This window comes from Pseudomonas fildesensis, assembly GCF_001050345.1.
GTDB classification, from domain to species: domain Bacteria; phylum Pseudomonadota; class Gammaproteobacteria; order Pseudomonadales; family Pseudomonadaceae; genus Aquipseudomonas; species Aquipseudomonas fildesensis.
Window position 1 is genome coordinate 321,690 of sequence record NZ_LFMW01000007.1, and the last position, 26,997, is coordinate 348,686.

Genomic DNA, 26,997 nt, shown 5'->3' on the forward strand with positions numbered 1-26,997 from the left:
TCAACGCTGCTCAAGCTCGGGCAGTTCAAGGGTCTCGCGCTTGGCCTCATCATCCAGCTCGCGCAGGGTGCGGTAGATGAACGCCACTGCCTGCAATGTCTCGCGCGCAATATTCGTCCCCAGCTTCTGCTTGTAAAGCGTACGCGCCAACCACACGCATTGGATCACCGGGATGTCCGCCGCCTTGGCGCGGTCGATCAATTTACGCGCCAGGGCATCCGTACCCTTTTCCACCAGCAGCGGCAGCGGCGTTTTACCTGGGCGGTAGTACAACGCGACCGCGAAGTGCGTCGGGTTGACCACCAGCATGTCGGACTCCTCCAGCTTGGGCAGCTTGACCTTCGGTTCTTCATTCGCCAACTCGTAGGCCAGTTGACGGCGCTGGCCCTTGACGTGAGGGTCGCCCTCCATGTCCTTGTACTCCTTGACCACCTCCACCTGGGTCATACGCATACGTTTGGCAAAGAAATACTTTTGCATCGTAAAGTCGACAATCGCCAGCACCAACAGCAAGCCCAGGCACATGTGCAACAGATAGCGAAACAGGGCGATCAGCCCGAGGATATAACTCTGCAGATCGCTGCTGGCCAGGTTGATCAGCGCCCCCAATGACGGGCCGATGACGACATACAAAATCAGTGACAACAGCGCAGCCTTGGCCAGCCCCATCAGCAGGTTCATCAAGGACTGGCCAGAAAGCAACTGCTTGGCCTGATTGAGCGGGTTAAGGCGGTTGAAATCCGGCTTCAAGGTTTCCGGCGCGAACAGAAGCCCGAACTGCATCCAACTGCTGATCAGTTTTATGGCGATTGCCACCCCGACCATCAGCAAGGCGAAGGAGAAAAAAACCAGCAAGCCTTCCAGCAAGACTTCCTCCAGCGCGCGTACAAAAGGCTGCCCCATGCGCGCGATGGGCAACACCAGCAATTGCTGAAAACGTTGCATGCTGGCTTCGGCGGTGAACAGCGCAATTTCGCTCAGAGCCGTCAGCACCAGCAACTTGCTGATGTCCTGGCTTTGGGCGACCTGGCCTTTCTTGCGCTGGTCGCGAAGCTTCTTGGGGCTGGCCGCGTGTTTTTTCTCGCCTGAGTCACTCACGGTTGAGCCCCCTGGAACATCAAGCCAAGGGAATGCTTGAGATCGCTCAACAGGCTCATACGCCCCACGATCAAATCTTGCAGCAGCGGCAAATACAGCAGCAGGAACGCCAGCCCGGCCAGGCATTTCACGGGCATCGCCAGCGACGAAACCTGCAATTGCGGGCTGTACAAACTCAGCAGCGCCACACCAAACTCCAGCAGCAACAACACCGCGATAAAGGGCGCCGCGTACAACATCATATGCGCGAGGGTATCGCCCAGCACCCCCAGGAACACGTCAAAACCACCGACCGCCGGGAGGGGCAACCAGGTCGTGGCGGGCCAGATCAAATAGCTGTCCCAGATCACCTGGGTCAGAACGCCCAGGCCCAGGGTGACCATCAGCAGGAAGATCGCCAGTTGTTTGAACATGTGGCCGATGGGCGTTGCGTCCGGCCCGAGAGAAGGGTTGATCTGGCCGCCGGTCAAGGCCCCACGCTGGTTGTCCAGTAATGCCCCCACCGACTCGAACAACCAAAACGGCATCGCCAGCAACACGCCGAGCAGAATGCCCAGGACAACCTCCTTCAGCATCAGCCCGCCGATCATCAATGACGAGTAGTCCTCGCCTTGCAAGGCCGCATGAATACCCGGTGCGGGTATCAGTGCCATAACCAGGACAATGACGTGCCGGAGCATGCCGCGAATATGCTGAAAACAGAACGCCGGCACCAGGATGGCGCAGGGGTAGATACGCGCCATGCCGATCACCAGGCTTGGCAGATATTCAAGATAAACCTGCAAGCGTACTACCTCAGTTCAATGCCGAGCGGGCGACCATGTCAAAGGTCAGATTGATCAATTGAATCAACTCCAGGCCTATCCAGCGCCCCGTCAGCACCAGGGTGATACCCACGGCGACCAGCTTGACGCCGAACGGAAGGGTTTGGTCCTGGATCTGCATCAGGGCCTGTATCAGGGACGTCAGCACCCCGACGATCACCGCCACTATCAGTGGCGGCGCCGACAGCACGACCACCAGCAACATGCCTTGCTTGAACAGCATGATCGGGTCCATAAGCGCCTCAGAGGTAGGAGAGGAACAGGCTGTCGAGCAATCGCGACCAACCGGAGACAAGGACGAACAACAGCAGCTTGAGAGGCAGCGAAATGGTCATGGGCGAGACCATCTGCATGCCCAGCGCCAGCAGCAGGTTGGAGACGATCAAGTCGATGACGATAAACGGGATATAGATCAGGAACCCGATCTCGAACCCCGCTTGCAACTGCGACAACACGTAGGCGGGGATCAGCAGGATCAGGTCATCACGATGAGCGGCCTGCGCCATTTCCGGTGGCCACATACGCCCGGTGTTTTCCACCAGATGCGTCAGGATGTCCGGGTCGGTGTTGCGCGACATGAAGGCACGCAACGGCTGGACCGCGTGCACGCTGGTGTCCTGGAACGCCTGCACACTGCTCAGGTCCATCGGGTTTACCTTGACCGCCTGGGCGATTTCATAACCCACCGGCGCCATGATGAACATCGTGGCCGCCAAGGCGATACCGTTGATTGCCATGCTCGGCGGCACTTGCTGCACGCCAATCGCGTTGCGCGTGATCATCAGCACAATGACGATCTTCAGGAATGCGGTGCACACGATCAACAACATCGGCAGCAACGACAGCGCGCCGAGGAACAGCGCCAGCAGGAAGGGGTCTATCCCCTGGAAAGTCATCGGGAGAAAATCACGCGGGACAGCTGCAGCCCCAGGCGCCCATCCACATCCACCAATTGCCCATGGCCGATTGGGCGGTCGCCGTAGTAAAGCCCGGCCATACCGGGCGCGTATCCCGATACCCCGAGCACCGAACCAGGGGCAAGTTGACGCAGTTCTCCCAATGACAATTGAAGCGTGCCACAGCGCACACTCAACCCCATCGCCAGCTCGTCAAACGGCTCTTGCCCGAATGTGTCCACAGGCGCCAGGTCATCCGCTGGCGATGGATCAGCCCACTCATAGCCCTGGTTCTGGTCTGCTGAAACCTCATCCACACATGTGTCCTCGATCGAAAGAAGAGTGAAGCGCAAAGCGCCGTGTTCATGGGCCAGACGCCCTTGCAGGCGATGGCGGCCCAGTCGTAATTGCCCCTCGCCGTTGGCGTCGAACATCGGCTGTTTCAACATCAGCACATCACCGGGTCGTACGCTGCTGACTTGACTGATCGGCAGCTGCGAAAGCCCAAGCAGCACTGACACCGACAGCGGCAACGAAGGCGGCAACGGTTGTACCAGCGCAACCCAAGGGCCAGCGGCGCACAGCGCCAAAAGTGTGTCTGGGGCCAGCATCAGGCGGTCCACAACCCGGGATTCACCCAACCTCACGGTGACCCGACAGGTGAAGGCCTGCTGCAACACAGCGTTGCGCAGACGCACAAACCCCAGCAAAGACAGCACTTGCGGACTGAGTTGATGCTGGAACAACGCCCAGAACCAGGCCTCAGGATCATTGCCGTGTGCGGCCAACGTCACCGGGCAGTCGCCGAGTAAACTCAGAACAGGCCCCGGCTCACCGAACGCCAACACGCCACAGGCTGTTTCGAAGCAATAGGAAACCTCGCCTGCCGGTGCATTACCCGGTTCCAACACCAATTCGCCGTGCTGGTCGCCCACCTGAAAAGCCATCCGCACCCCACGGCCCAGCCGTCGCAAAGCAGCAACGGTGGCGCTATCGACCGCAGGCAACGTCAAAGGCGAAATCATCATAGGCAGCCCGACTCGCCCAGCGACAGGTGCACAGGCAGTCCCAACGCATCCGCCAATCGCTCCTGGCAACGCTGACGCACGCCACCCAGCCACTCTCGTGTGCGTTCTTCCTCGGCATCCAGTTCGAGGTGCAAACCGTCCTGCTCGCGCCGCGCGCTGACGTCAACCCTGCCCAGGCGCGGCAGGAAAAACGCCGCTTGCAGCGGCCACTGCATAGCCGCGTTGAGGCGTGGCACGAGTTGCTCGGTAAAGGCCTCGACCATCGCCGTGTCGGAGTACGTCACCGCGCGGGTTAACGAACGACTGAAACCCTCCCCGTCACCCTCGCTGGCAAACAGTTGCGAAAAGAGCCGGCCCTGCTCCCAGGGCAACACAGTGCCAGGCGTCGACTCACGCTCGTCACGCGACGGGCGCTGGCGCTCGGGCTTGCTTGCCGGTACCTGAGTCATGTCACCTCCTGTGCCAGCAGGGTCGAAAGCTCCTGGAGTTTTTCCACCTGGCGCAAGCACTGGCTGGCCTGCTTTTGTGCGTTTTCTATTTCAACCACGTGTGCATCCTTCTGCCCATGCAACGCCTGCAAACGGCCCTCCTCGCGGCGGGTGTCGGCAGACAGGGTGTGTTCTTTGGCAGTCCAGGATTTGAGCATGTGCACCGACACCACGTGCCCCTGGTGATCATTCAGTAGTTGCGCGCTTTGCCGCGCCTCCTGCTGACGTGTTTGCTCGAGTGCTTCCTGGGCCTGTTCGATGTGCGCCTGCAGGGTTCGCTCATGCCGTTTTGCTTCACGCAGCGCACGCTCTGCACGGTCGGCGCGATGCCTGCGCAGGCTTCGCAAGGTCTCCAGTTCAGAAAGGGACATAGGTCGTCAGCTCCGTCAGTTGTTGGAGGGTGGACGCCAACGGCGAGGGCTCGCGCAAGTCCTGGCGCAGGAAGCCGTCGACGGCCTGCCGGGTGTCCACCGCCATGTCGGTGAGGGCGTCGTTGCCGGCCTGGTATTCACCCAACTTGAGCATCAGTTCGATCTGTTGGTACGCCGACAGCAGGCGCCGCAGCGCGGTGCCGGACTGTATGTGGGAGGGCTCGGCGACATTGCTCAGGATCCGCGAGAGGCTCGCCAGCACATCGACCGCGGGGTAATGCCCGCGCTCGGCGAGCTTGCGCGACAGCACGATGTGCCCGTCGAGCAACGAGCGCACTTCATCGGCCACCGGATCGCTCATGGAGTCCTGTTCGATCAGCACGGTATAGATCGCTGTGATCACGCCATCACGGGTCAGGCCCGCGCGCTCCACCAGCCGTGGCAACAAACTGTAGACCGACGGCGGCAAACCTCCACGCCCCAGGGGCTCACCGGCGGCCAGGCCGATTTCACGCTGGGCCCGCGCAAAACGGGTCAGGGAGTCGATCAGCAGCAATACCCGCTGGCCTTTGCGGCGAAACCCTTCGGCCAGCGCCGTGGCGGTAAAGGCGGCACGCGCCCGCTCCATACTTGAGCGATCGGACGTTGCGCACACCAGTACCGCCTTGGCCCGCAGTTCGTCGTCCAGTTCATGGTCGAGAAACTCGCGCAGCTCTCTGCCCCGCTCACCGATCAGGCCGAATACGATCACATCGCACTCGACATTCCGGGCGATCTCGGCCAGCAAGGTGGTCTTGCCGCAGCCGGCGCCGGCGAAGAGACCGACGCGCTGGCCTTCCCCCAGCGTCAGCAAGCCATCGATCGAGCGCACGCCCGTCGCCAGCGCCTGATGGATGCGCGGGCGATCGGTCGGCAGTGGCGCCTCGCACAGCACCGGGGTCGCATCCTCGGTGTCCGCATCATCGACAAACGCGCCGGGCCCTTCGCCCGTAATTGGCCGACCGAAGCCATCGAGCACCTGCCCAAGCAATTCATTCCCTACCCGCACACGATGCGGTACGCCCAAGCGCTCGACGCTGGCACCCACCTGCACGCCTTCGAGGTTGCCCAGGGCACTGAGTACGGCATCCTGATGATCAAAGCCGATGATCTCGGCGAGCATGCTTTCCCCGCCAGCCTTATCAACTTTGCACAGGTCTCCGATACGCGCCTGGGGCAATCGGCATTGCAGCAGCATGCCGTTGACGCGCTGGATACGACCGCGCACCGCCACCGGCGCAAAGCTGGCCAGATGGTTGACCTGGCGCACCTGCCAGGCATCGAGACGGGCCTTCAGGTCCACAGTCACCAGCGCACCTCATAGCGTCGCTGACCGTCAAAAATCACCTTGGCGTTATCAATGGCGACCAGGCGCAAACCATCCACTTCATCCCCGAGGAACAGCCGTCGCCCGTCCTCCAGTACCACGTGACCGTTGGGGCCACCGACGATCTGGGTAATCTTGAACGGTGGTTGACTGCTGCCTTCACTCACCCGGCTAATGACCGGCACAGGGGTGTCGAATTGCTCGGCAAAACGGCCGAGCATGCGTGACAGCAGCGCCATCTCTTCGGGCGACACATCACCGCTGAGTGAGATCTGGCCGTTGATCACCTGCACGCTGACCCGTTGCGCCAACTCTCGCTCGTTGAGCATCTTGTGCAACTGCTTGCGAACTTCAGGGGCGGTTGCCAGATCGATTTTTTTTGTGGGCGCCGGCATCAGCGAAGCCTGGGCATCGTGATCGCCGGTCTTCATCATCCCCACTGCCGTCACCAGCACCGCGACGACCAAAAGCACACCCATCACGCGTTTTTGCGTGGACTTGGGCATGGTGACAAGGGCCAGGTTCGGCTGCGTTTCACCGGGCGCCTCCAGCGGCACGGGCTCAGGTTCCAGCACAGGCTCCGCAGGCCACGGTTGATCGGCGAGGGACACACACAGCCGAATGGCGCCGATGGAAAACGGCAGGTCCGGGGCCAGGTCGACAATTTGCGCCAGCACCTGCCCGCCTTCGTCTTGCACCAACCCCTCCTCCGCCTGCACACACCAGCGCTGCTCCACCAGGCGTAACCATGCATGGCGCGTGGCGATGCCTGGGTCGTAGAGCGCCAAATCGGCCTCCGTACTCGCGCCGATACACCACTGCTCGCCAAACAGCGGTAACGCAGCGCCCTGGTGCAAGCCGTTCAATACGCGCAACTCAAACATGCTCAGGCCCTCAATGCCGCTGGAAATGGCCAGTAATCCCACAGCGCACTCATGCCACCGCCTCGTGCAGTTGTCCGTCGCCAGCAAGATCAAAACGCCCCAGAACCTTGACCTTGGAAGCACTCCCCAGCTCGGCGAAGGACAGCACCGGCACATGGTTGAACTCTTCCAACAGCAAGGTTCGCAAGGGGCTGCGCAGATCCTGCGCCACCAGCAGCACACTTTTGCGTTTGGCGCGCAGGAAGAAGGCTTGCTTGAGCAGGCTGATCAATACCGCACTGCTGTCGTTGTCGAGGGCAAAAAATACGCCGGTCTGGGTCTGGCGCAGCGCCTCACGCAGAATGTTTTCGGTCTGCGGCGACAGCAGCCAGGCATGCAGGCCGTCGGCTTCGCTGTACTGATGGAGGATCTGCGCCTTGAGCGCGATGCGCGCATAGTCGGCCAGGGCATCCGGCTCGCGCTCATGCTGGCCGTACTCGATCAATGACTCGACGATCAAGCGCACAGCCCGCAGCGGCACGCCCTCACTCGCCAGTCGCTGCAGCACGGCCGAAAAGCGCGACAGCGGCATGATGCGTTGCAGCTCCTGCACCAATTCGGGCTGGTTCGACTCAAGCCAGCCGAGGATCGACTTGCTCTCCTGGACGCCCAGAAACTGTGGCCCGCTGAGCATCATCGCGCGCTCAATGCGCTCCAGGATCAACGCCTGAGTCGTGAACCGCTCCACCTGTTCATCGGCGAGCAGTGGATGGTCCGGCGCCAGCCATACCCACTCGTCTTCTTCCCGCGATACCTGGCCCCTCACCCCTTCCGCCGGCTCGACTACCAGAGCGGCATGCTCCACCGCCACCCACACCCCGAAGGTCGCCCTGAGCACCGGAATTTCATGCACGCAAAAACGCAGCTCATCGTCATCAAGCGAATGCAAAAATTCGATTTCAAACACCGGAAGGGTCAAGCCCAGGTTGGTCACCAGCCTATTGCGGGTCTGGCGAATACGCTGCATCAGTTCGATAGCCTGGGGGCTGCCGTGCAGCGCGGCAGGAAACTGCAACAGGTACGGTCGCGAGGGATCAAAGGCACGCAGGTCCTCATCACCGTTATCTTGCGGCGCCACGGTGTCGGCAGTCGTGTGCTCTGACTGCTCCTGTTTTTGACGCTCGTGCGCCAGGTAGTAGCCGAGCGCCCCAGCCATCAAAGAGATGACGATAAACGTCACCGTCGGCATCCCCGGCAATGCGGCAAACGCCAGCATGCCCACCGAAGCGATCATCCAGCTCTTGGGCTCGCTGGTCATCTGCCGGGCAATTTCGGCGCCCATGTTCGTCGCGCCCCGGCGGCCATCCGGGGCGACACGGGTGATGATCATGCCGGCGGTCAGGGAGATCAGCAGCGCAGGGATCTGCGCGATCAGCCCGTCACCGATGGTCAGCACCGAATACAGCGCCATGGAATCGGCGGCGCTCATGCCATGCTGGAACATGCCAGTGGAAAAGCCACCCAGCAGGTTGATCATCACAATCACCAGGCCGGCAATCGCGTCGCCTTTAACGAACTTCATCGCCCCGTCCATGGCGCCGAACAATTGGCTTTCACGCGACAACTGCTCACGCTTGTCCCGGGCCTGCGCGCCGTCGATCAGGCCCGCGCGCAGGTCGCTGTCGATGGACATCTGCTTGCCGGGCATCGCGTCCAGGCTGAAGCGCGCCGCCACTTCAGCGACACGCTCCGACCCCTTGGTGATCACCAGGAAGTTGACGATGGTGAGGATCATGAAGATCACCAGGCCCACCGCCAGGTTGCCGCCCACCACGAAATTGCCGAACGCCTCGACGATATCACCGGCGTCCTGCTCCAGCAGGATCAGGCGCGTGGTGGCGATCGACAGGGCCAGGCGAAACATCGTGGTCAGCAGCAGAATCGAGGGGAACGACGAAAACGCCAACGGCCCGGGCAGGTACAGCGCGAGCACAATCAGCAGGCAGGCAATACAGATGTTGAGCGCGATCAGGATGTCCACCAGCCAGGTGGGCAACGGCACGATAAACATGAATACGATGGCCAGGACCACCACCGCGCCCAGCACTTCAGCACGTTGCGCAACCTTGAGCAGAACGCGGTTGAGGGCTGCCAGCGCCGTCACGCGCGGGCCTGCGCGTCATCGCCAAGACGTGGATGAAGTTGTTCCAGACGGGTGAGCTCATCCATCACCAGCAAAAAATTATGCAGGCCTTCCTGGCGCCCACGATTGTCGCGCCACAGGGCCAATGGCAACCCCTTGAGCATCGGGTAGAGCGCGTTCAGCGAGGCCAACTTACCGGTCGACGCCTCCCCCACCAAAGCCTCGGCCAGGCGCTGGACTTCAGAGGCGGCAATGCCATTTGCGGCATACCCCAGCAGGCGCTGCAGCAGCACCACGGCGTCATGTTCGACCTTCAGGCGCAGGATCAACGTTTGGCAGTTGCACAATACCCCGCTCAATTGACCGCAGCTTTGCAGCCCCAGCAGCAGCGTGCGCAACTGCCCCGTCGGAACCGACGAAGTATGGGCCGCGATATCGTCCGCCAGCGCGCGGCGCATCACGTTGAGCCCTGCCGCAAACTGCTCGCCGCCGTAGACACCCAGCAGTGACTGCATCATGGACGCCAGGGATTGGCGCACCACCACACTGGCGTAATACAACGCGCGGACTGCCTGGCGCTCCTGAGGATCATCGCTGGCCGCTTGCAACGCCATGGCGATGTTGAGGCCGGCCTGGATTTCGCGCTGGTAGCGTACTTCGAGTTTGGCCAGGGCATCGCGCGCCAGTGCCGCTTCGGTCTTGCGCACCTCGGCTTCCGCCTGGGCCGTTACCTGCCGAAGTACCACGTAGGCGCGCGCCGGATCGTTACCGGTGAGTTCCAGCAGCCTGTCGACACTGGGTTGCTGCAGCAATTGCAGCCTGACACGTCGAGAAATCGAGGCCAGGGTAGCCTGGGCCGGATGCCCCAACTGGTCATAAAGCTGCGACAGCTGCTCCGCCGGGGTGACTCGAACGCCCATTGAACGCTGGCTCAGGGCCTTGCTGTTGGACACCACTTCCTGACTGAAAAGGTTGGCGAGGGCGTCGACATCTGCTGACACAGCAGGCGTTTGGGCGCCGGTGGCCTTAGCAGGGGCGGGCTGATCCAGGCTTTGGAGCTTTTGCACATCAGGGAAGGATTCGACTTTCATGGGCATGCCGGGACAGGAAGTGTGTGCTTGTGTGGCAAACAATCCCGTTACGGTTCCATGGTTCTCAACATTGCCGCGCGTTTTGAAAAGACCGGCACGTACTCATGCTCCTTTTTGCAAACCGTTGCGCAAAAAGGACTCTTTTCAAGATATTTAATTATATAAATCAAACAGTTATGTATTTTTTTCGCTTGGCACAACCGGTGCTAAAGGGGTTCCCGTCGAAACCATTTCGATAGCGTCTACCCTGAGGAAAAAATCATGGATATCCCTATTGGTGCTTTAGCCCACTTTGTCGGCGGTTCGCCTCAATTCATGCTCCACCTGACGGACGACCATCAGAAAAAACTCCGACGTTTTATCCACAAGCGTGTGCTCAACCCCGAAGATGCGGACGACATTTTGCAACTGACCTACCTGGAAGCCTGGCGCAACAGGGACCGCTTCAGCGGCCAGGCCACCCTCAGCACCTGGATGTGCGGCATTGCGCAGAACCTCATCCGCAATCACTTCCGACGCCTATATGCCAAGCCGGTGCACTGCGAATTCGATGAAGCGCTGTGGCATGGCCAAGAGGACAAAAAAAATCTGGATTGGGAGTTCGAGATCAACCGCCGGCTGGAGAAAACCCTGATCGCCATCAAGGACCTCCCGGTGGAGATGCGCAGAACCTTGTACGCATCACTGGAGACCGACGGCAGCTATCAGGACACTGCCGACGTGTTGGACATACCAATCGGCACCGTGCGCTCACGCTTGTCGCGGGCACGCGAACAGCTCAAGCGCGTCACCCGCAACCCGTTGCAACCGTAAGCCAGGCTAGCTGGCAACCGTTGGGCGGCAGGGATATCTGCCCAACCGAATCACACCTTTTTCGTGCGTGGCAGGAAGATCGCCAGCAGCCCGAACAGTGGCAGGAATGAACACAGCCTGTACACGTACTCAATCCCGTTAATATCCGCCAGGTGCCCCAGCAGCGCCGCACCGATCCCGCCAAACCCGAACATCAGCCCGAAGAACACCCCGGCAATCATTCCGACATTGCCCGGCACCAACTCCTGCGCGTACACCACAATCGCCGAGAACGCCGAGGCCAGCACAAAGCCGATAATCACACTGAGCACACTGGTCCAGAACAGGTCCACATGGGGCATCAGCAACGTGAACGGCGCCACGCCGAGGATCGAAAACCAGATCACCTTTTTACGCCCGATCTTGTCGCCAATCGGCCCACCGAAGAACGTCCCCGCCGCCACCGCACCGAGAAACAGGAACAGGTGCAACTGCGAACTGGCCACTGACAGGTCGAACTTCTCGATCAAGTAAAACGTGAAGTAACTGGTGATGCTCGCCATGTAGAAGTACTTGGAAAACACCAGCAGCCCGAGCACCACCAACGCGCTCATCACGCGTCTCTTCGACAGGCCGTGGGTCGCTGCCTGGCCGGCCTTGAGCTTGAACAGGTTCAGGTGGGTTTGGTACCAACGGCTGATCGCATACAGCACCACCAGCGCGAAGATCGCGAACAGACCAAACCAGGCCACATTGCCCTGGCCGAACGGAATGATGATCGCCGCGGCCAGCAACGGGCCGAACGCCGAGCCCGCATTGCCGCCGACCTGGAACGTCGACTGCGCCAGGCCATAGCGCCCGCCCGAGGCCAGCCGCGCCACCCGGGATGCCTCCGGGTGAAAGGTCGACGAACCGATCCCGATCAGCCCTGCCGCCAGCAGGATCAGTGGGAAGCTGCCGACCTGGGACATCATCAAAATGCCCACCAGCGTGCAGATCATCCCGCACGGCAATAGAAATGGCTGTGGATGACGGTCGGTGTAGTAACCCACCCACGGCTGCAACAGCGACGCGGTGAGTTGGAACGTCAGGGTAATCAGCCCGATCTGGGTAAACGTCAGGCCGTAACTGGCCTTGAGCATCGGGTAGATCGACGGCAGCACCGACTGGATCAAGTCATTGATCAAATGCGCCAGCGCCACCGCACCGATGATGCGCATGACCAGCGGGCTGGTTTGCCCGGCGGCGGTAGGGGGATTGCTAAGAGCCATGAGCAGGTTTCCGTACAGCAGGGGAATGCACAGGTGCAGGTGCGACAATGTGCCACTTTCAGGGGCAGGAAGGCTATCCCGTTAGGGAGCTAACGACTACATCGGCATAACGCGCGCCCTGTAGGAGCCGGCTTGCCGGCGAAAAAACCGAGAGCGCCACGCACAGCCAGGATGCCCACTGCGCAAGGTTCACGTCATGGCTTGTAAAGGGCCAGCAGGTCGAGTCCCTTTAATTTGCAGGACGTTTCCTAGACAATCCCCGGCGCCTTGTGCCTGTTGGAAAGGGTGGCTAGTCTTCGGTCCGTCACTGAATTCAGTGATCGGGTTTAGCAGCCCGTTTCAATAGACGCACGGTTCATGTCTCCCTCTATGGTGGCTGTGCGTGGGGCACCTTCGGGTGCGCTGGTTTTCCTATTGACCGGTCTGCTAACCCGCGTACAGCTGCCACCTTTCGTTTAGCAGCGTTAGTGGTAGCTCCCAAGCTCAATAGGAGTTACACCATGACCAAGGCTCTCCCCGACCCACCCGTAGACTGCCTCGTCGTCAACGAACACCTCAGCTTCGAAGATGCCCAGCTCTACCTCTCCCACCTGATCCACAGCGCCTCAGCCACCGTGCTGGACTGCCGTGACCACCTGCAACCCCACGACCGCGCCAAAATCCACGCCGTGTGGCACCTGCTGGAAATGGCCAAGACCGTGATCGACCGCTCGGTTGAATGCCTGCCCCGGCACACGGCATAACCCACTGGCACCCTCGCTTTTTGTAGGAGCGGTTCCCTCCTACTCAAGGCTCATCGGTTTTTCTTTGTTGGCGTGTATCAGGCGGATATTCCCAAAATGCCCGGGTCTGTGACTCGGGCGATGAAAGACTACGCCGCTTTCTCGTGTACTGATCCAGGCCAGGCAGGCACGCAACCTCAATTTATTCAGTGACCCAATTTAGCTCATGGCTTAGGCCCGCCGCGGTGGAAGAGCCCCTTCAAAAAGTGAAAAGGCCCGATGCAGGAAACTGTTGAAACGAGCGGAATCACGCCGCAGCCCTGCCTGTTGACCTCCAATCAGGCACAGATGGGCCACCTGACCAATCACTTCTGCTTGGCCTGGCATATGGACCAAGCGGCGGCACGTCCGTATCGCGAAGTCCAGTCGTCTTGTGTCAACACGCTGCTGGAACTCGCCTACCAACGGATCGTGCAGCGACCAGGCTCGGATGGAAACTTCCCGCCCAGGTTGTTTCTCAGCGGCAATACTCAAGTAGCGTTTCAAGATTTCGCCCGCGCTACGACCCTGCGCTGCATAGGCGAGCATGCGCCCCGTGTAGTCTTCTTCCCAAGCGGCCAGCAAGGTGCGGACAAAGTCTTCGCGATTGCGGAAATGGTGATAGAACGATCCGCGGGTCACATTCAATCGGCGCGATAGACTCTCGGCCGAAACGCCCATATGCCCTATTTGGTCGAGGGCCTCAAAACCAGCCGCGACCCAATGGTTACGAGTTAGTTTTCTCACGAGTGACTTCGCTCCATATTTAGCGCCATACAGACTGTGTAGGGTGCGCAACCGATTGATACGCTACGAACACCAGCAAAGACGGCCGTCGCGTTTTGCACGCCAGCCCTTTTCATGGAGCTCGCCTTGAAGAAAATCGTTCTGGTCTAAGCTAGACAAGCACTGACAGGGCAACAAGGAGCGTTATACGACAAGCCACTGCAACAAGAAACGTGACATGGCATGTCGCCTAATTAGCAGTTAGACCTCAGGAGAGATCCCCGATGCCCAGAGAATCCCAGCTCATTACGTCCGTGCCAGTCCCCTCGAGGTCCGGCATCTCCCACCTTTACACGTCGATGAACCTAGCGGACGCTTTTGCGATTCGGCTCCCTGCGGGCACATCTAGCAATCCAGATTTGTTAGCTCAATTCATCCTTTCCCACCAGCCACCCTGGATCGGATGGCTCACGCAAGTCCGAGATATTATCGTCGTCTGTTTTGGTCTCAAGACAGCCAAACACTTGGCATCACTTGCTAATCGGATTGGACCCTTCAAGGTCTACAGCACGAACCAGACTGAAATCGTGTTGGGAGAGGACGACAAGCACCTCGACTTCCGGATATCGGTTCTATGTTCTGAAGAGGCAGAGCCAGAAGGCTGTCACCAACTCGTTTTTTCAACCGTGGTCCAGTGCCACAACCGTCTAGGCCGGGCCTACCTCTTCATCATTGCGCCATTTCACCGCTTGGTGGTTAAAGCCAGCCTCATCCATGCAGCGCGCATCGGTTGGCCTCTGGCTACCAGCCCCAACAGCTTGCCAGCGAAAAACGCACTGGCGCCTCGTTAACCCTGAATGCCCGCGTTATCGTTGACGACCATCGCAGGCAAGCCGGCTCACAGGAGGCCGGGTTTGCCCCGCCGCTCGTCGCCAGAGCTGGGGTTTTCCGTTAAACAGTTGAAAGCGTAGATAAAAATTCAACAAAAACGCTTGACGCATTCCCGTTCTACGCGAATAATGCGCGCCACTGGCTACATAGCTCAGTTGGTTAGAGCATAGCATTCATAATGCTGGGGTCCGGGGTTCAAGTCCCTGTGTAGCCACCAAGTACTAAAAACGGCTTACCGAAAGGTAGGCCGTTTTTTTATGCCTGAAGAAAAGTGATCGAGTAAACAGTCGCCGGTTATATCGGGTAACAGAACACTTGCCTAGCCCGGACTCCAACGCAAACGCTGACAGGCTGCTGGCGCGAACGGAAAAGCTACGTCTAGGCAGGCGATTGGCTATCGCTCACTGAATTGCGCATTTGGAGGGGATGTACAACACTCTCTCGGACCTCATAGCCCCATCTTGCAATACGCCCAGGTGCGCATTCCAGACATGGATATTCAAATGACGCTACTCACCGACATCCTGATTTCAGAGCTTCTCACCATGGATAAGGTGGTAAAAAATCCTGGTGCCAAGCCGACCCTGTTCAAAAAATCGCTGAGGCGCAACTACACCGTCCAATCGCCTGATGGCACTCATTCATTTGAACTCTATACACGGCAAAACCAGATAGATCCCGATGCCTTTTCCTGCGGCCTGACTTTTTATCCACGACCAGGCGACAAGGGCATCGCGCTGACCCGATACAACGGCAGCTATCATATCCATCGCAACCCGCTGGAAGGCGACGAAGAGATCCGCAACCTGTGCCACATCCACTTGGCGACAGAACGCTATATGGAACTGGGCAAGGTGGATAAATATGCAGAGACCACCACTCGATACACAGACCTCAGCGGTGCTTTGACATGCCTGCTGGCGGACTGCAACATCACGGGCCTGGAGCTAGACTCCAACACAGATGATCACTCACCTCAGATAGCGCTCTTCGAATGAACGACTTGGCCGCAATACGACAATCGCTATGCACCGCGTTCTGCGAGGACGTAGTGATCAGCGAGCGTGGCGATCTACTGACCGTTTCAATCCCCCTCACTGCGCGGGACGGGGACTGTTTCACCGCGTACCTGAGCCGCAGAAATGGCGGCTGGCGCGTATCCGATGCGGCCAACACCATGATGCGGCTCAGCTATGAAAATGACCTGACCAAACTGCTGGCAGGCCCCAGGGCAAAGCTTTACGAATGCATTCTGGCCGAAAGCGGCCTGCTCGAGGACGATGGCGAGATCTACATCGACGTGCCTGCCGACAAGCTTTCTCGCGGTATTTTCACGCTTGGCCAAGGCCTGAGCAGAATCGAAGACATCGCACTCTGGACTAAAAGCCGCGTGGGTTCGACCTTTACACATGACCTGCGAGAGCTGCTGTATTCGTTCGTTCCCAAGGACGTCATCGAGGAGAGTTATGTCCCCGAGGTTCATGGCGGAGAGGACTACGTCATCGATTACCGGATAAAAACCGATGGCAAACCGGTTTTCCTGTTCGGTGTAAACGGCAAGGACAAAGCGCGCCTGACGACGATAACGTTGCTTCACCTTAAACAAGCCGGAATCAAATTCGACTCGATCATCGTGTGCGGCGATTTCTATGAACTGCCGAAAAAAGATGCTTCGCGCCTAATGTCGGCAGCCAACGATATCGCGCCATCTATTCAGGACACGTTAGCCATCATCGAGAAGGTTCAGCATCGTATGGCATAAGCCAACTCGTGCCACCTGCTGTCAGTAACCCACCCTCCCCCAACACTAAACGGAATCAGTGTTCGATGGCCTCCATGTCCCTGCTCCTTTTTCTCGCACTATCAGCGCTGCCTCTGTCCGTGAATGCCGCCGAAGGAAAAAGCCCTTTCGAACGCGCCAGTCTGATGACCATCGCCATTCCGGTACTGACGACCTTCGCCGCGACGGGTACTACCTCTCACCCGATAGAGATGCTCAAGTCCGCCAAGAACGAAGCGCTGGCATTCATTGGCTCGGACGGCGATATCCGCAGCGCACGCTTTGAACTCGCCGTACGCGCCTACCACGCGAATTACCCGGCCCCCCATATGAGCGACATGCAGTTGGCTCAGGCGATTGCGGTTACAGACTAGCGGGGATTGCCAGGCACTTAAAAACCTCCCTGCCGGTTTTATGAGTCGCGATTTACCTGTAAAAAGCAGTACCCCCAAGGACAACAGATCATTCTCAAAATGAACGGAGTTCAGCGCGTGTTTTCGATTTCCCGCCGTCAACTGACACTCATCGCCGCCGCGCTCGCCCTTGCGGCCTGCCACACCTCCGTCAACGAACAGCCACCGGCACCGGAGCTGGGCTCCGGCTATCGTACTGACCTCACCACCCAGCACGCCGAGCGCCATATGGCCGCCGCCGCCAACCCGCTGGCAGCCGAAGCAGGGCGTGAGATGTTGCGCTTGGGTGGTTCGGCCATCGATGCAGCGATTGCCATGCAGGCGGTGTTGACGCTGGTGGAGCCGCAGTCGTCGGGTATTGGCGGTGGTGCGTTCATCATGCTGTGGGACGGAGAAAACGTGCACGCGTATGACGGTCGTGAAACGGCGCCGGCCGGGGCGACGGAGCGGTTGTTACTGAAGGCCGACGGCAAGCCGATGGCGTTCACCGATGCACAGATTGGCGGGCGTTCGGTGGCGACGCCGGGTGTGTTGCGGGCACTGGAAATGGCGCACAAGAAGACTGGGAATCTGCCATGGGCGAAGCTGTTCGAGCCGGCGATTCGTCTGTCGGAACAGGGCTTCGTGATTTCCCCGCGCTTGCACAGCCTGATTGCCGCTGACCGCTATATCGCGCAATCACCCGACATGGCGGCGTACTTCCTGAATGCCGATGGCACCGCCAAAGCCGCCGGCACGCTGTTGAAAAATCCGGCGCTGGCCGCCGTGTTCAAGCGCGTCGCCAAGGAAGGGCCCGACGCGCTGTACCACGGCCCGATTGCCGACGAGATCGCGCGCAAGGTGCAGTGCAATCGCAATGCCGGCAGCCTCTCGCAGGCGGATCTTCAAGGCTATGCCGCCAAGGAACGCGCGCCGCTGTGCACTGACTACAAGCGCTGGAAAATCTGTGGCATGCCGCCGCCGTCCTCGGGCGCAATTGCCATCGCGCAAATCATGGGCACGTTGCAGGCGCTGGAAGCCCGCGACCCACGCCTGGCCATCGCGCCGATGACGCCGGTGAAGAACGCCTCCCCCGCCGGCCTTGAGCCCACGCCCGAAGCGGTGCACCTGATCGCCGAAGCCGGCCGCCTGGCCTTTGCCGACCGCGCGTTGTATGTGGCCGATTCGGACTTTGTGCCGGTACCGGTCGCCGGCCTGGTCGCGCCGGACTACCTGGCCCGGCGCGCCACGCTGATCGGCGAGCGCAGCATGGGCATCGCCAAACCCGGCCAGCCGGCGGGCATCCAGGTGGCCTACGCGCCGGACCGCTCGCCGCTGCGCATATCCACTTCGCAAGTGGTGGCGGTGGATGACCAGGGCGGCGCCGTGTCGATGACCACCACGGTGGAGGCAGCATTTGGCTCGCACGTGATGGTCCAGGGCTTTTTGCTGAATAACCAGATGACCGACTTCTCGTTCATTCCCGAAGAAAACGGCCAGCCCGTGGCCAACCGTGTACAGCCCGGCAAACGCCCGCGCTCGGCCATGGCGCCGACCCTGGTGTTCGACCGCCAGAGCGGCGAATTACTGGCCACTGTCGGCTCGCCAGGCGGTTCGCAAATTATCGAGTACGTGAGCAAATCCCTGGTGGCGATGCTCGACTGGAATATGGACCCGCAAGCAGCCATCAGCCTGCCCAACTTTGGTAGCCGCAACGGCGCTACCGAGCTGGAAAACGGTTTGTTCAGCCCTGCACTGAAACAGGCGCTGAAGGACAAGGGCCATGCGCTGAGCGAGATCGATATGACCAGCGGCATCCAGGCCATCGTTCGCACGCGGGATGCCAAGGGCAAGGTGTCGCTGAGCGGCGGCGCCGACCCTCGGCGTGAAGGCGAAGCGTCAGGCGACTGATCTTTAAAGAACGGAGAGAGCACGGTGCACAAGGCAAACAATCTCGGCGCCCTTCCCGGTGTCGATCACGGGTTTTGTTCGATCAATGATCCGCTGCAGCCAGAGGATGTGTTCATCTGCAAGCAGGTGCACAGTGCGTCGGTAATTGAATGGCAGGCGGACCAGGTGGCCAATACGATCGAGGCCGATGGTGTGATTACGCGCCATCATCACCCGATTGCGGTGATCACCGCCGACTGCCTGCCCCTGTTGTTCGCCGCGAAAAACGGCGGGCGGGTAGCAGCGGTGCATGGCGGCTGGAAGGGACTGCAACGCGGGATTATCGCCAATGTCGTGCAGCGGTTTGCGGCGCAAGGGATTGCGGCGGACCAGTTGCAGGTGGCTATCGGGCCGTCGATCAAGCCGTGCTGTTATGAAGTAAGCGAGGGGTTTATTGCCGAGTTTCAGGCGGACCAGGGGCATGTGTGGCAAAACAGCCGGGCGCCGTGGCACATCGTGCAACCGGCACCGCTGCTGTCACCGCAGATTGCACCGCCCCACGCGCGGCAGGCGGGAAGTGCATGGTTTGACCTGAGCGGGTATGGGCTGATGCTGCTGCAAGCGGCGGGGATAAAGCGCGAGCACATCGAGGTGAGTGAGGTGTGCACGTACTGCACCTCTCCAACGTTCGCCAGCTACCGAAGAAGGACCCATCACCCGCAGGAAACGAAGACGTTGTTGTATTCGTGGATTGCTCGCACGACCTAGAGACAGGAAACCTACAGCCATCCCTCCAAGGTCCTCTCACTATCGCCAAAACTCAAAGTGCCATGTCATGTTTTGCGATAAAAAGGCTCTTGAGCATCTCCTTTTCCCCTGCGATTTTCTGGCCCGCCACTTCTTGCCAGAGGCTACGTCAAGGACGTAGAATTTCACGTGTTAACGATCATAGAATCTCCGCTGTTCAGCAAGCTATGGCCTGACTACTGGTCCGAAGAAGAACGGGGGATTTTCATGGCGTTTCTAGCTAGCCATCCTGATGCCGGAACTATTGTGCCGGGCTCTGGAGGTTGCAGAAAGGTACGCTGGAACCTGGAAGGCCGAGGTAAAAGTGGATCAGTGCGAGTCATCTACACCACACAGCTAGCGTGTGGATCGCTGGTAGCACTACTGATTTATGGCAAAGGTGCTACCGAGAGTATTCCAGCGCATATCCTGTATAAAATCGCGAAGGAAATGAACCATGCCACTCACTGAGAAACAACTAAAAGAACGCGACGCCAAGCGCAATATTGGCGAGGAACTACTGGCTGCCATTATGGACGTTAGAGCAGGACGTCACGGCGATGTCCATCATGTAGAAATCACCCAGGCCGCCGAAGCAAGAAGCAAGACCGGGCTGTCGCAACCCAAATTCGCTGAACTCCTGGGAGTGTCTGTAAGAACTCTTCAAGAGTGGGAGCAAGGACGTCGGTCACCTTCCGGGGCAGCACGGTCACTGCTGCATATTGCCGCGATACGACCGGACGTTTTTCGGGAAGTCCTCAGTAACGCCTGATGGCGCTACTGGCCTTTGGTTGATGATTACCGACTGATCTTCAACCCCTTACGCCCTGCATGCCGCTCCAGCGCCAGTTCAATCAACCGGCTCACCAGCTCGCTGTAACTCATCCCCGCCGCCTGCCACAGCTTGGGGTACATGCTGATGCGGGTGAAGCCGGGCAGTGAGTTGATTTCGTTGATCAGCACTTCGCCGTCGTCAGTGAGGAACACATCGACCCGCGCCAACCCTGAGCAGCCCAGTACTTCAAACGCTTCGATGGCCAGGCGGCGAATCTTCTCGTTGGCCTCAACGCTGATATCCGCCGGCACCACCACTTGGGCCGCCTGGTCGTCGATGTATTTGCTGTCGTAGGAATAGAAGCCGCTGCTCACCACGATCTCGCCGCAACCGCTGGCGATGGGGTGGTCGTTGCCCAAAACAGCACATTCGATTTCGCGGCCCTGGACGGCGGATTCCACCAACACTTTTTCATCAAAGCCGAGGGCTAGCTCGACGGCAGCCTGGTACTCGGCTGCGTTGCCGACTTTGCTCACGCCCACCGACGAACCCTGGTTGGCAGGTTTGACGAACATCGGCAGGCCGAGCTTGTTCACCGCAGCCTCAAAGGTTGTGCGGGCCGCGTTGCCACGAGTCAGGGTGATGAACGGCGTGACCGCAATGCCAGCATCGCGCAGCAGGCGTTTGCTGATGTCCTTGTCCATGCACACGGCCGAGCCGAGTACGTCGGAACCGACAAAAGGCAAGTCGGCCATGCGCAGCAGGCCTTGCAGGCAGCCGTCTTCGCCGAGAGTGCCGTGGACGATGGGGAAGATCACGTCGATGTGTGCCAGCAGTCCCTGACCGGACGTTTCCACCACTTGCTGGCTGGCCTTGCCGGGCACCACCGCCAGTTCGCGGTTGGATTGGTTGAGGGCGATCAGGGCCGGGTTTTCCTGGTTGATCAGGAAATTCGAGGTGTCGTTGAGGTGCCAGTGGCCTGCCTTGTCGATGCCGATCAGCACGGGCTCGAAACGCGAACGGTCGAGGGCATCGACGATGTTGCGCGCCGACTGCAACGACACTTCGTGCTCGGCCGAACGGCCACCAAAAATAATCCCTACCCGCACCTTGCTCATGACTCGGCCTCACTGTTGAAAGTAAGGCTTCTTACCACGGGCAGTCAGCGATTCGCTACCAGATGTGCACCGAATAATACGTAGCAACCGCCGGCAAAGCGGTCGAGCCATTTGCGCGAGCGGCCGTAGAGGTTGGCCATGCGCTCGCTGGAAAACACCAGGGCCACGCTGGAATACCAGCTGAACGATAAGGTGGCCATGATGATCACCGCCAGGGTCAGCAACATCGGCGACGGCGAGGGCGGCATCGTGGAGGCGAAGATAGTCGCGACAAACAACGCGGCCTTGGGGTTGGACAAGTTGCCCAGCAAGCCCAGGCGCCACGCGGAAAACAGCGAGCGCTGCGGCTCGTCGGGCAACAGGTTCTGACTCATGGCCGGGGCCGAACGCTTGAACAGCTTCAGCCCCAGGTAGATCAGGTAGCAACCGCCGATAATCTTGAATGCCAGGTACAGCATGGGCGCGGTGGTGAACAGCGACTTGATCCCCAGGCCGCCCGCCAGCCCCCACATCACCGTGCCCGTGGCCACGCCGGCTGACGCCACCACGCCATGACGGCGCGAGCAACTGGCCGCCAGTTGCGCGGTGTTGAAGAAGTTGGGCCCGGGCGTGACCACCGCCACCATCCATAACAAGGCCAACGAGGCCAGCGGCGCCGCATAGGCTGGGTTGAACAATTCCATGGGAAGGCAGCTCCATCAGCACGATGATCGAACGAGGATCATAGGCCTCACCCAGCACCTGCACAATCGTACAAGACCCCGGCAGACAGGGGGAGGCAGACTGGGTTAACGTGTTTCCACCTCATTTTGTGACAAACCACTATGGGCAAACCCATCCCCACGCTCGACTGGCTGCACCGCGCCCCGCACGCCAGCGGCCTGGACCGTATCGAGGCGTACTTTGCCGGCTTTGCGTTCGACCCGCATCGCCATGACACCTACGCCATCGGGCGCACATTGTTCGGCGTGCAGAGTTTTCACTATCGCGGCTGCATGACCCACAGCCTGCCCGGCACGACCATGGTGATTCATCCCGATGAAACCCATGACGGTCGGGCCAGCAGCGTGGAAGGGTTCAAGTACCGGATGATCTACGTGGAGCCGGCGCTGATCCAGCAGATCCTCGGCGGCAAGCCGTTACCGTTTATCCCTGGAGGGGTGACCAACGATCCGTGGCTGTTCCGTGCCAGCGAAGTATTGCTGCAAAGCCTGGATTGCCCCATCGACCCGTTGCAGGAACAGGACGCGATGTTCGACCTGGCCCAGGCGCTGAGCAATGCCTCAGGTGTGATCACCAGCCGCAAGACCTTCGACTACGTCGCTACCGAGCGCGCCCGGGAATTTATCCACAGCGCCCTGGGCCGCAGCATCACCCTGGATGAAATGGCCGACCACGCTGGCCGTGACCGCTGGGCCTTGTCGCGGGATTTCCGTTTGCTGTTCGGCACCAGCCCCTACCGCTACCTGACCATGCGCCGCCTGGACCTGGTGCGCAGCCTGCTCGCTCAGGGGCAGTCGCTGGTCGACGCAGCGATGACCGCCGGCTTCACCGACCAGAGCCATATGACCCGGCAGTTTCGCAGCACCTACGGGATGCCGCCGTCGCGCTGGGTAAAGATGCTCGGCCGCTGAAATACAACCCTCTGTAGGTGCCGGCAAGCCGGCTCCTACATAAGGGTGTTTCAGACGAGGGTTTTGCCGTCGATGGGTTGGCCGATGGTAAGGAAGTGCCCGCCCGCCACATGGTGCAAGGTGCGCAACTCATCCTGCCCTTCGAAGTGCCAGTGGCCATCGCTGAACACACGCTCATCGGCATACGCCGCAACCACTTCGCCAAGGAACAAGTCATAGGTCTGCTGGTTGTGGGGCTCGGGCAGCAGGCGGCATTCCAGCCAGGCGACGCAGCCTTCGAGTAACGGTGCCTCGGTGTGTTCACCGTTGAAGGTTTGCAGGCCATAAGCGGCGAACTTGTCGCGTTCGGTGCCGGTGGTGTTGCCGACCGTTTGCACGAGGTCGGCCTGGGCGGCACAAGGCACCTGCAGCACGAAGGTGCCGGCGCCTTCCAGCAGTTGGCGGGTCCAGGTGGCCTTGTCGAGCACCACGGCGACTTTCGGCGGCTCGAAATCCAGCGGCATGGCCCAGGCGGCGGCCATAATATTGCGCTGGCCGTTGTGCGCGGCGCTGACCAGCACGGTCGGGCCGTGGTTGAGCAAGCGGTAGGCCTTGGACAGCGGAACGGGGCGACGGTGAGTAGGGCTCATGGAGGATCGGCTCTTCAAGCGAGAAAAACCCTACGATACCTCAAGCACGAGCCCCACAGGTCAGCTCGACAGCTGGTTGGCGAACTGCCCCACCGCGCTGACCACCTTCTGCGCGCCGTCTTGAATTTCCACGATCACCGTGCCCGCTTCCGCCGCCAGGGCCAGGCCTTGTTCGGCTTGCAGGCGGCCGTCGGTCATCAGTGCCACGGCGTCGCGGGCCATGTCCTGGTTCTGGCGCACCACGCCGACGATTTCTTCGGTGGCCTTGCTGGTGCGCGAGGCCAATTGGCGCACTTCATCGGCCACCACCGCAAACCCTCGGCCCTGCTCACCGGCACGCGCCGCTTCGATGGCCGCGTTGAGCGCCAGCAAGTTGGTTTGTTCGGCGATGCCGCTGATGGTCTTGACGATGGTGCCAATCACTTGGGACTGGGCATTCAACGCCTCAATGCCCTCGCCGGCCTGTTGCATGTGCTTGGCCAGCTCGCGCATCACGTCCACAGCCTCGGTCACCACGGTCGTACCGCGCTGAGCGCTGTTGTCGGTTTGCAGCGAAGTGCTATAGGCAATGTTGGCCGCCTCGGCAATCGCTTGTTCACGGTTGACCTGGTCGGTGATTACCGTGGCGAACTTGACGACTTTGTACAGGCGAGCGTTGGCGTCCAGCACCGGGTTGTAGGTGGCTTCCAGCCACACCACACGGTTATGGCTGTCTACCCGTTTGAAGCGCGCGGCCACGAATTCACCCGCGTTCAAGCGCTTCCAGAAGTTCTGATACTCGGCGCTGTTGTACTCCTGCGGCTCGCAGAACATACGGTGATGTTTGCCCTGGATCTGCGCCAGGCTGTAGCCCATGCCGCCGAGGAACCGGTCATTCGCGGTGAGCACGTGTCCGCCGAGGTCGAACTCGATAACTGCCGTGGAGCGCACCAGTGCGGTGATCAGGTTTTCGTGCTCGCGCGACGCTTCGATGGTACGGGTGAGGTCGCTGGAGTAAATCGAAAAATGCTTGATGTGCCCCTCCGAGTTGCGCACCGGCTGCACAATCGAGCGCAGCCACGCTTCCTTGCCATTGCCGCGCATCAGGCGCACGGTGCCGGCGAAATGTTCGCCGCGCAGCAATGCATGCTTGAAGCGCTGCTGGAATTCGTCCTGACGCACATGCGCCGGCACCAATTCTTCGATGTGGCGTCCCACGAGGCTGCTCGCCTGATAGGCCAATTCTTGCAGAAAGTTGGTATTCGCCCACTCCACCCGGCCTTCGGCGTCCAGCATCAGGCACAGCATTTCGCTCTCCAAGCTCTCCTTGACCTGCTGCAAACTCGAAAACTCTTCACGAAGAGCTGACAGCTCCTGCTTCAAACGGGTGTTGAACATGGGGCACCGATGGTCATTTTGTGAGGTATATCTGACCTGCATCGGCGCTGCCGGGGTTTTCTGAAGCGCTTTTTGGTAAGGGGCCCAACTGTTTTTTTGGAGCCATCAACTGCCATTGTTTCGGCACACGCCCATCACCTTGTATTCGAGGGTATTGAGCGTGCCGGTGGAGTCTTCATAGGTCATGCGCGACGGCACGGGATTACACGAACGGATCGGCGGCGTCATGTTGACCACCTTGGCAATGTCCAGGGTCATGCCGTAGCGATAGGTCTGGACCTCGGGCGCCGGCTTGCCTTTTTTCACGGCGTAATCGGCCATGGCTTTTTCGTTGCGCTCCATCATCAGGCCGAAGGTGCGGTCGCCCCCGCCCTCTGCCAGAGCACCGAATGACAGGATTGCAGCGATTACACCCAAGCCAACTTTATAAAAGTTCATGACACGTTCCTCAACTGAAAAGTTAAGTACCGAGACTAACGAACGAACCCTGACGCCAGGTTCACCAAAACATTACTTATTTGTTAGATAACCGTAAGTTTCCAAAATTGTAATATTCATGCCACTTCGCTGTTATCCGCCGTTTGCAACTATCAGCCCGGGCCAGATCAATAAGAACACCCACCTCCCTAAGAAGCTGAACACTGCCAATACCGAGGAGCGAAACATGCGTATCCGTAACGTTGCACTTCCCCTTTCACTGTTTGCCGCACTGCCCCTGGCTGCCGTGGCCGTGGAAGACAAACCCGAAGGCTTTATCGAAGGCAGCAGCGTGAATGTGCTGGCGCGTAATTTTTACTTCAACCGCGATGACCGCAAGGGCCAGTCCAGCCCCACCGGCAATGGTTATTCAGAGGCCTGGGCCCAGGGTTTGATCGGCAAATTCGAGTCCGGGTTTACTCAGGGCACGGTGGGTTTTGGCCTGGACGCCTTCGCCATGGTCGGTATAAAGCTCGACTCAGGCACCGGCCGCAGCGGCGGCAAGGGCTCATTCGGCATGCTGCCGGTGGACAGCGATAACCGCCCGGAAGACAACTACAGCAAAGTCGGTGGCGCGGCGAAATTGCGTGTACTGGACACGGTAATCAAGGCCGGCGATGTGTTCCCACTCACCCCCGTGGTGGCCTATGGCGATTCGCGCGTGTTGCCGGAAAGCTTTCGTGGCGTGACCTTGCAGAACACCAGCCTTGAAGGCCTGAGCCTGCAAGGCGGGCGCTTGAGCGGCATGAGCCAACCCAGCGAAAGCGGCATGAACAAAGGCTTTTCGACGTTTTATGCGGGGCCGGTCGACTCGCCCTGGATCGGCTATTTCGGTGGCGATTACTCACTCAACAAACACCTCAGCGTCAGCCTCTACAGCAGCCGCTTGAAGGACGCCTGGGACCAGTATTACTTCGGCACCGCCGCGAGTTACCCACTGACCGACGACGTTTCGCTGTTCGGCGACTTCAACTACTACAAGGCGGTGGACGAAGGCAAAAAGCTGCTGGGGGAATTCAATAACAACATCTGGAGCGCCAAGCTCGGCGTCAAGGTCGGCGCCCACAGCCTGGCCGTGTCGCACCAGCGCAACAACGGCGATGACGACTTCGACTACCTGCGCCAGTCGGACTCTATCTTTCTCAACAACTCGATCCAGTACAACGACTTCAACTCGCCCAAGGAGCGTTCATGGATGGTGCGCTACGACCTGGACATGCAGCCGTTCGGCATTCCCGGCCTGTCGTTCATGACCCGCTATGGCAAAGGCACCGGCGCCGACTACAGCAACGCCAACGCGGTGTACATGCGCCGCGATGCGGCCGGCGATCCACTTACCGATCAACGCCGCTGGGAGCGGGATATCGAGGCCAAGTATGTGGTGCAAGAGGGCAACTTGAAGGACTTGTCGCTGCGACTGCGCCAGGCCACGGTGCGCTCAAGTGCATTTGAGTCGGACCTGGAAGAAGTTCGCGTCATTATCGAGTATCCACTGGCAATCCTCTAAGCCCCACTGACATTCACTTGCCA

29 protein-coding genes, 1 tRNA gene and 2 pseudogenes are annotated in these 26,997 nt (G+C 59.8%); 13 read left to right on the plus strand and 19 right to left on the minus strand.

What is annotated here, in order from left to right; all coding sequences use genetic code 11:
- From sctU to sctW, 11 genes are read right to left on the minus strand one after another with little or no spacing between them, the layout of a single operon-like run.
- Entirely contained in the window at window positions 1–1,098 is a 1,098-nt protein-coding gene (sctU, locus tag ACR52_RS11980) for a type III secretion system export apparatus subunit SctU (protein WP_048724316.1), read from the minus strand.
- On the minus strand, window positions 1,095–1,883 hold the full coding sequence (gene sctT / locus ACR52_RS11985) for a type III secretion system export apparatus subunit SctT (RefSeq protein WP_048724318.1): 789 nt from the start codon (window positions 1,881–1,883) through the stop codon (window positions 1,095–1,097). Before sctT ends, sctU begins: the two co-directional genes overlap by 4 nt.
- Before the next feature lie 10 nt (window positions 1,884–1,893).
- Window positions 1,894–2,157 carry a type III secretion system export apparatus subunit SctS gene (gene sctS / locus ACR52_RS11990; RefSeq protein ID WP_048724320.1) on the minus strand — a complete coding sequence of 88 codons (264 nt, stop codon included), beginning with the start codon at window positions 2,155–2,157 and terminating at the stop codon, window positions 1,894–1,896.
- A 7-nt stretch (window positions 2,158–2,164) separates the two neighbouring features.
- On the minus strand, window positions 2,165–2,818 hold the full coding sequence (gene sctR / locus ACR52_RS11995; RefSeq protein ID WP_048724322.1) for a type III secretion system export apparatus subunit SctR: 654 nt from the start codon (window positions 2,816–2,818) through the stop codon (window positions 2,165–2,167).
- A complete protein-coding gene (gene sctQ / locus ACR52_RS12000; RefSeq protein WP_048724323.1) occupies window positions 2,815–3,846 on the minus strand; it encodes a type III secretion system cytoplasmic ring protein SctQ in 1,032 nt (343 codons plus the stop codon). Before sctQ ends, sctR begins: the two co-directional genes overlap by 4 nt.
- Window positions 3,843–4,295, minus strand: coding sequence for a type III secretion system HrpP C-terminal domain-containing protein (locus ACR52_RS12005; protein WP_048724324.1), 453 nt, complete (start codon window positions 4,293–4,295; stop codon window positions 3,843–3,845). The genes sctQ and ACR52_RS12005 overlap by 4 nt, the downstream gene beginning before the upstream one ends.
- Window positions 4,292–4,705 (minus strand): YscO family type III secretion system apparatus protein, encoded by a 414-nt coding sequence (locus ACR52_RS12010; RefSeq protein ID WP_048724326.1) that lies wholly within the window; start codon window positions 4,703–4,705, stop codon window positions 4,292–4,294. Before ACR52_RS12010 ends, ACR52_RS12005 begins: the two co-directional genes overlap by 4 nt.
- A complete protein-coding gene (locus tag ACR52_RS12015) occupies window positions 4,692–6,053 on the minus strand; it encodes a FliI/YscN family ATPase (RefSeq protein WP_048724328.1) in 1,362 nt (453 codons plus the stop codon). The genes ACR52_RS12010 and ACR52_RS12015 overlap by 14 nt, the downstream gene beginning before the upstream one ends.
- Window positions 6,050–6,955: an FHA domain-containing protein gene (locus tag ACR52_RS12020; protein ID WP_048724929.1), complete on the minus strand. Its 906-nt coding sequence runs from the start codon at window positions 6,953–6,955 to the stop codon at window positions 6,050–6,052. Before ACR52_RS12020 ends, ACR52_RS12015 begins: the two co-directional genes overlap by 4 nt.
- Before the next feature lie 49 nt (window positions 6,956–7,004).
- A complete protein-coding gene (gene sctV, locus ACR52_RS12025) occupies window positions 7,005–9,098 on the minus strand; it encodes a type III secretion system export apparatus subunit SctV (RefSeq protein WP_048724330.1) in 2,094 nt (697 codons plus the stop codon).
- Window positions 9,095–10,168 (minus strand): type III secretion system gatekeeper subunit SctW, encoded by a 1,074-nt coding sequence (gene sctW / locus ACR52_RS12030; protein ID WP_048724332.1) that lies wholly within the window; start codon window positions 10,166–10,168, stop codon window positions 9,095–9,097. The genes sctV and sctW overlap by 4 nt, the downstream gene beginning before the upstream one ends.
- Before the next feature lie 261 nt (window positions 10,169–10,429).
- Here sctW and ACR52_RS12035 point away from each other — a divergent pair, with 261 nt between their 5' ends.
- Complete coding sequence (locus ACR52_RS12035) at window positions 10,430–10,981, plus strand: RNA polymerase sigma factor (RefSeq protein WP_048724334.1); 552 nt, start codon at window positions 10,430–10,432, stop codon at window positions 10,979–10,981.
- A 50-nt stretch (window positions 10,982–11,031) separates the two neighbouring features.
- Here the strand turns inward: ACR52_RS12035 and ACR52_RS12040 are convergent, their stop codons facing one another.
- Window positions 11,032–12,231: an MFS transporter gene (locus ACR52_RS12040; protein ID WP_048724932.1), complete on the minus strand. Its 1,200-nt coding sequence runs from the start codon at window positions 12,229–12,231 to the stop codon at window positions 11,032–11,034.
- Window positions 12,232–12,731: 500 nt separating this feature from the next.
- Between ACR52_RS12040 and ACR52_RS12045 the strand changes: the two genes are divergently transcribed.
- Window positions 12,732–12,974, plus strand: a complete 243-nt coding sequence (locus ACR52_RS12045) for a hypothetical protein (RefSeq protein ID WP_048724336.1) — start codon at window positions 12,732–12,734, stop codon at window positions 12,972–12,974.
- Window positions 12,975–13,184: 210 nt separating this feature from the next.
- Here ACR52_RS12045 and ACR52_RS29330 read toward each other — a convergent pair whose 3' ends face one another.
- Window positions 13,185–13,739 carry a TetR/AcrR family transcriptional regulator gene (locus ACR52_RS29330; RefSeq protein WP_082143135.1) on the minus strand — a complete coding sequence of 185 codons (555 nt, stop codon included), beginning with the start codon at window positions 13,737–13,739 and terminating at the stop codon, window positions 13,185–13,187.
- 54 nt (window positions 13,740–13,793) lie between these two features.
- Between ACR52_RS29330 and ACR52_RS31580 the strand changes: the two are divergent.
- The 9 genes and pseudogenes from ACR52_RS31580 to ACR52_RS12090 all read left to right on the plus strand — a co-directional run.
- Window positions 13,794–13,886, plus strand: a pseudogene (locus ACR52_RS31580) (DJ-1/PfpI family protein); the annotation flags it as partial.
- Window positions 13,887–14,002: 116 nt separating this feature from the next.
- Window positions 14,003–14,569: a DUF2867 domain-containing protein gene (locus tag ACR52_RS12055; RefSeq protein ID WP_048724340.1), complete on the plus strand. Its 567-nt coding sequence runs from the start codon at window positions 14,003–14,005 to the stop codon at window positions 14,567–14,569.
- A 180-nt stretch (window positions 14,570–14,749) separates the two neighbouring features.
- A tRNA-Met gene (locus ACR52_RS12060) sits at window positions 14,750–14,826 on the plus strand.
- A 274-nt stretch (window positions 14,827–15,100) separates the two neighbouring features.
- The gene (locus ACR52_RS12065) at window positions 15,101–15,607 is read left to right on the plus strand and encodes a hypothetical protein (protein WP_236692134.1); all 507 of its coding nucleotides are present in this window, start codon (window positions 15,101–15,103) and stop codon (window positions 15,605–15,607) included.
- Window positions 15,604–16,371, plus strand: a complete 768-nt coding sequence (locus ACR52_RS12070) for a DUF1828 domain-containing protein (RefSeq protein ID WP_048724343.1) — start codon at window positions 15,604–15,606, stop codon at window positions 16,369–16,371. The genes ACR52_RS12065 and ACR52_RS12070 overlap by 4 nt, the downstream gene beginning before the upstream one ends.
- Before the next feature lie 74 nt (window positions 16,372–16,445).
- The gene (locus ACR52_RS12075; RefSeq protein WP_236692135.1) at window positions 16,446–16,763 is read left to right on the plus strand and encodes a DUF2388 domain-containing protein; all 318 of its coding nucleotides are present in this window, start codon (window positions 16,446–16,448) and stop codon (window positions 16,761–16,763) included.
- Between the two features lie 99 nt (window positions 16,764–16,862).
- Window positions 16,863–18,692, plus strand: a complete 1,830-nt coding sequence (locus ACR52_RS12080; protein ID WP_048724345.1) for a gamma-glutamyltransferase family protein — start codon at window positions 16,863–16,865, stop codon at window positions 18,690–18,692.
- A gap of 24 nt (window positions 18,693–18,716) precedes the next feature.
- Window positions 18,717–19,439, plus strand: a complete 723-nt coding sequence (gene pgeF, locus ACR52_RS12085; protein ID WP_048724346.1) for a peptidoglycan editing factor PgeF — start codon at window positions 18,717–18,719, stop codon at window positions 19,437–19,439.
- 475 nt (window positions 19,440–19,914) lie between these two features.
- Window positions 19,915–20,229, plus strand: a complete 315-nt coding sequence (locus tag ACR52_RS12090; RefSeq protein ID WP_048724348.1) for a helix-turn-helix domain-containing protein — start codon at window positions 19,915–19,917, stop codon at window positions 20,227–20,229.
- Window positions 20,230–20,255: 26 nt separating this feature from the next.
- Here ACR52_RS12090 and ddlA read toward each other — a convergent pair whose 3' ends face one another.
- Together ddlA and ACR52_RS12100 are read right to left on the minus strand one after the other, a co-directional pair.
- On the minus strand, window positions 20,256–21,350 hold the full coding sequence (ddlA, locus tag ACR52_RS12095) for a D-alanine--D-alanine ligase (protein WP_048724350.1): 1,095 nt from the start codon (window positions 21,348–21,350) through the stop codon (window positions 20,256–20,258).
- Window positions 21,351–21,394: 44 nt separating this feature from the next.
- A complete protein-coding gene (locus ACR52_RS12100) occupies window positions 21,395–22,033 on the minus strand; it encodes a LysE family transporter (protein WP_048724352.1) in 639 nt (212 codons plus the stop codon).
- Window positions 22,034–22,174: 141 nt separating this feature from the next.
- On the opposite strand from ACR52_RS12100, the gene ACR52_RS12105 reads away from it, so the two are divergent.
- Window positions 22,175–22,984, plus strand: a complete 810-nt coding sequence (locus ACR52_RS12105) for an AraC family transcriptional regulator (protein ID WP_048724353.1) — start codon at window positions 22,175–22,177, stop codon at window positions 22,982–22,984.
- Window positions 22,985–23,034: 50 nt separating this feature from the next.
- Here the strand turns inward: ACR52_RS12105 and ACR52_RS12110 are convergent, their stop codons facing one another.
- From ACR52_RS12110 to ACR52_RS12120, 4 genes and pseudogenes are all read right to left on the minus strand, one after another.
- The gene (locus ACR52_RS12110; protein ID WP_048724355.1) at window positions 23,035–23,613 is read right to left on the minus strand and encodes a flavin reductase family protein; all 579 of its coding nucleotides are present in this window, start codon (window positions 23,611–23,613) and stop codon (window positions 23,035–23,037) included.
- A 60-nt stretch (window positions 23,614–23,673) separates the two neighbouring features.
- Window positions 23,674–24,105 carry a methyl-accepting chemotaxis protein gene (locus tag ACR52_RS31720; protein WP_236692143.1) on the minus strand — a complete coding sequence of 144 codons (432 nt, stop codon included), beginning with the start codon at window positions 24,103–24,105 and terminating at the stop codon, window positions 23,674–23,676.
- Between the two features lie 108 nt (window positions 24,106–24,213).
- Window positions 24,214–25,032: pseudogene (locus ACR52_RS31725) on the minus strand (PAS domain-containing protein); the annotation flags it as partial.
- A gap of 63 nt (window positions 25,033–25,095) precedes the next feature.
- Complete coding sequence (locus ACR52_RS12120) at window positions 25,096–25,428, minus strand: DUF2790 domain-containing protein (protein ID WP_048724359.1); 333 nt, start codon at window positions 25,426–25,428, stop codon at window positions 25,096–25,098.
- Window positions 25,429–25,654: 226 nt separating this feature from the next.
- Here ACR52_RS12120 and ACR52_RS12125 point away from each other — a divergent pair, with 226 nt between their 5' ends.
- The gene (locus ACR52_RS12125) at window positions 25,655–26,974 is read left to right on the plus strand and encodes an OprD family porin (protein ID WP_048724360.1); all 1,320 of its coding nucleotides are present in this window, start codon (window positions 25,655–25,657) and stop codon (window positions 26,972–26,974) included.
- Window positions 26,975–26,997 lie beyond the last annotated feature (23 nt).

Coding starts and splice junctions, on each gene's coding strand:
- sctS (WP_048724320.1), bottom strand. CDS start 2,157: ATGGACCCGATCATGCTGTTCAAGCAAGGCATGTTGCTGGTGGTCGTG.
- sctR (WP_048724322.1), bottom strand. CDS start 2,818: ATGACTTTCCAGGGGATAGACCCCTTCCTGCTGGCGCTGTTCCTCGGC.
- sctQ (WP_048724323.1), bottom strand. CDS start 3,846: ATGATGATTTCGCCTTTGACGTTGCCTGCGGTCGATAGCGCCACCGTT.
- ACR52_RS12005 (WP_048724324.1), bottom strand. CDS start 4,295: ATGACTCAGGTACCGGCAAGCAAGCCCGAGCGCCAGCGCCCGTCGCGT.
- ACR52_RS12010 (WP_048724326.1), bottom strand. CDS start 4,705: ATGTCCCTTTCTGAACTGGAGACCTTGCGAAGCCTGCGCAGGCATCGC.
- ACR52_RS12020 (WP_048724929.1), bottom strand. CDS start 6,955: ATGTTTGAGTTGCGCGTATTGAACGGCTTGCACCAGGGCGCTGCGTTA.
- sctW (WP_048724332.1), bottom strand. CDS start 10,168: ATGAAAGTCGAATCCTTCCCTGATGTGCAAAAGCTCCAAAGCCTGGAT.
- ACR52_RS12035 (WP_048724334.1), top strand. CDS start 10,430: ATGGATATCCCTATTGGTGCTTTAGCCCACTTTGTCGGCGGTTCGCCT.
- ACR52_RS12040 (WP_048724932.1), bottom strand. CDS start 12,231: ATGGCTCTTAGCAATCCCCCTACCGCCGCCGGGCAAACCAGCCCGCTG.
- ACR52_RS12045 (WP_048724336.1), top strand. CDS start 12,732: ATGACCAAGGCTCTCCCCGACCCACCCGTAGACTGCCTCGTCGTCAAC.
- ACR52_RS12055 (WP_048724340.1), top strand. CDS start 14,003: ATGCCCAGAGAATCCCAGCTCATTACGTCCGTGCCAGTCCCCTCGAGG.
- ACR52_RS12065 (WP_236692134.1), top strand. CDS start 15,101: ATGGATATTCAAATGACGCTACTCACCGACATCCTGATTTCAGAGCTT.
- ACR52_RS12070 (WP_048724343.1), top strand. CDS start 15,604: ATGAACGACTTGGCCGCAATACGACAATCGCTATGCACCGCGTTCTGC.
- ACR52_RS12075 (WP_236692135.1), top strand. CDS start 16,446: ATGTCCCTGCTCCTTTTTCTCGCACTATCAGCGCTGCCTCTGTCCGTG.
- ACR52_RS12080 (WP_048724345.1), top strand. CDS start 16,863: ATGAACGGAGTTCAGCGCGTGTTTTCGATTTCCCGCCGTCAACTGACA.
- ACR52_RS12090 (WP_048724348.1), top strand. CDS start 19,915: ATGCCACTCACTGAGAAACAACTAAAAGAACGCGACGCCAAGCGCAAT.
- ddlA (WP_048724350.1), bottom strand. CDS start 21,350: ATGAGCAAGGTGCGGGTAGGGATTATTTTTGGTGGCCGTTCGGCCGAG.
- ACR52_RS12100 (WP_048724352.1), bottom strand. CDS start 22,033: ATGGAATTGTTCAACCCAGCCTATGCGGCGCCGCTGGCCTCGTTGGCC.
- ACR52_RS12105 (WP_048724353.1), top strand. CDS start 22,175: ATGGGCAAACCCATCCCCACGCTCGACTGGCTGCACCGCGCCCCGCAC.
- ACR52_RS12110 (WP_048724355.1), bottom strand. CDS start 23,613: ATGAGCCCTACTCACCGTCGCCCCGTTCCGCTGTCCAAGGCCTACCGC.
- ACR52_RS31720 (WP_236692143.1), bottom strand. CDS start 24,105: ATGCGCGAGCTGGCCAAGCACATGCAACAGGCCGGCGAGGGCATTGAG.
- ACR52_RS12120 (WP_048724359.1), bottom strand. CDS start 25,428: ATGAACTTTTATAAAGTTGGCTTGGGTGTAATCGCTGCAATCCTGTCA.
- ACR52_RS12125 (WP_048724360.1), top strand. CDS start 25,655: ATGCGTATCCGTAACGTTGCACTTCCCCTTTCACTGTTTGCCGCACTG.